The organism is Novipirellula aureliae, from assembly GCF_007860185.1.
Classification (GTDB): domain Bacteria; phylum Planctomycetota; class Planctomycetia; order Pirellulales; family Pirellulaceae; genus Novipirellula_A; species Novipirellula_A aureliae.
This window is the reverse complement of the sequence record NZ_SJPY01000027.1, coordinates 1-2336: the sequence shown is the minus strand read 5'-3', so window position 1 is coordinate 2336 and position 2336 is coordinate 1. Positions and strand designations below refer to the sequence as shown.

Annotated in this window: 2 protein-coding genes; both read left to right on the top strand. The window is 53.8% G+C overall.

Annotation, left to right across the window (positions count from 1 at the left end; translation table 11 throughout):
* Positions 1-145: 145 nt before the first annotated feature.
* The gene (locus tag Q31b_RS27595; protein WP_231617905.1) at positions 146-682 is read left to right on the top strand and encodes a hypothetical protein; all 537 of its coding nucleotides are present in this window, start codon (positions 146-148) and stop codon (positions 680-682) included.
* Between the two features lie 637 nt (positions 683-1319).
* Positions 1320-1802: a type II toxin-antitoxin system VapC family toxin gene (locus tag Q31b_RS27590; protein ID WP_146602900.1), complete on the top strand. Its 483-nt coding sequence runs from the start codon at positions 1320-1322 to the stop codon at positions 1800-1802.
* The last annotated feature ends 534 nt before the right edge of the window (positions 1803-2336 follow it).

Genomic DNA, 2336 nt, shown 5'->3' with positions numbered 1-2336 from the left:
GGATTGCCAACGTAAGCGGTCTGCACGACAAAGTTCAACGCACATTCTATCCGTGGACCAGGCGAAACACGTCAACCATTGATCAAGACCTTTCCACGCCTGGTCCCCGGATAGAATGCAATTCGTTCGTCGAACAGGACATTACTTGCGTTTCCGACTCCGCACGTTGATCTTGATCGTCGCTGCTCTCGCGATCAGTGTTTCGATTACTGAGTTTACGACGCGGGACTACAGGAAACGGCGTCGCATCGAGGCGGACTTGCATTCAATGGGTGCGTACTACGTCAGCTTCGACGACAGCAACGCCCCAGCTTGGGTTGGCTTCATTGCCCCTGTTGGGCTTGACCGACTTGGAGACTATGAGTCGTTTGACAACCTCGACTTCGCTGGCGCAATCGTCACTGATGACACGGTTCGGAATCTATCAAATCTCAAACGGGTTAGAGTACTTCACTTTACGGATTGCAATGTGACCGACGCTCAACTAAAAATGCTCGCAAACATCGGATCGGTATGGATGCTACGGCTCAACGGATCCCCTGTCACGGACGACGCGATTCCCGCGATCGCGTCCATCCGCGGCTTAGAATCGCTGGACGTATCTGGTACATTGATAACGTCGGATGGGGTCGCGGAACTCGAACAACGTCGCCCCGAGATCGTCGTGCGCCACGAACCCTGATGACGTCGACGAACCAATCGATGAACCGCAGTCGGCCACGACCGTTTACTCTGTGGTAACCTCAACACTGGCCGACGCGGTTATCGTCGGCGTTCCCCGACTGGCTTGACGCCTTCACGCTGCACAATACTCGATGGCACTTCCAAATCGCAATCGACGGAACACCCACATTGACGGCAACCACTTTCATTGGGTTAAGGGTTCTCGTGGGGACAATGGACGTGGCGTGGTTACCGTTCAACTTGCAGCGGGATCGGGTGCGAAACTCATGATAGATCCGCATGGTCAAATCAGAGACGATGAGGTGCGGGACGCGATTCGCTTCGCGCTTACTCGGGGTTGGGAACCAAATAATTCGTGTCCGCCAATGTGGATTGGTTTTTCGGATCAACTAGACCCCAATTCGCGATTTGTGTTGCGATCTGCTTCCAATCCGCCCTATTGGAAGGACGCTGGCCGAACATCGGACGGCGGATCTTCCCCACATCAGGAAAGCGGGGAACCAAACGATGCAACCGAGCGGCGAAGTCGGGCGTTTTGAAGTCGTTGATCTTCCGTCGCCGCCGGCTGATCGCTACCGTTCCCCGATTGAAATTGCTTGGATGGCTTGCCCGGCAAAATTCGCTACAATGGTTTGATGCAAAGCGTCTACCTTGAAACAACCGTCATCGGCAACATAGCTGGCCGCCTACACCCGGACCCATTGATCGCCGCACGCCAGACCTTCACGCGCCGATGGTGGGATACGGCCTTGAGCCGATACGAACTCTTCGTTTCTGACCTCGTTTTCGATGAATGCTCCGCTGGCGACCCTTTTGCGGCTTCCGAACGACTGCTCGTTCTGGACGGACTTGCGGTTTTAGAATCGCCCGATACGGCCAAATCGCTTGCCGCTGCGTTACTGGCGGGGAATGCGGTTCCGCAGACCGAACCGCGGGATGCGACGCACATAGCGATTGCCGCTGTAAACGGCATTGAATTGTTGGCGACTTGGAACTTTAAGCATATACTTAATCCATCGACTCAACACTTAATCGATGACATTTGTCGCGATAATGGGTACGAACCCGCGACTATCTGCACACCTGAGCAAATGCTAGAGGCATTCGATGACTCCTGACCCTACTGCTGAAATTAAACGTATCCGGCATCAACTGGGTGCCGACGACGACTTCGATCTTGATCGGATCTTTGCCCGTTTGCACAAGCGTCAATTTAATTCTGGACGGTCTTATGTTCGCCGTGCTCCCCGAAAACCGGCGGACAACCATCGATTGCACCGGAGCGGGCCACGTCATCAAACGGAAGTTCAAGCCTTTCCCGGCCCGCCCGGTGAATCGTAGCGTTGAATCGTAGCGTTGAACTTAATCGACTCGTGATCGATGGTTGCTCGGTCACAGCAGAGCGATGGCGTGCTTTAAGTGACCGTGCATCTTGGTTGGCGGTTGTGACGCTATTCTGACTTGTCAGCGGTGACACTTTCTGGTTGGACCTCTTTTGACTTCCCTATCTCGGAGTCTCATCCTTTGATGGACGCTGGTCCCTTCGTTACGGTCGTAATGGCGGCAAGTGTTCGGATATACAAATTCGTTGCCCGGATAACTCACTAAAGTGAGCAAGTGCGTTCGTTTACCCAAGTAGTCTTGGTTGTTTT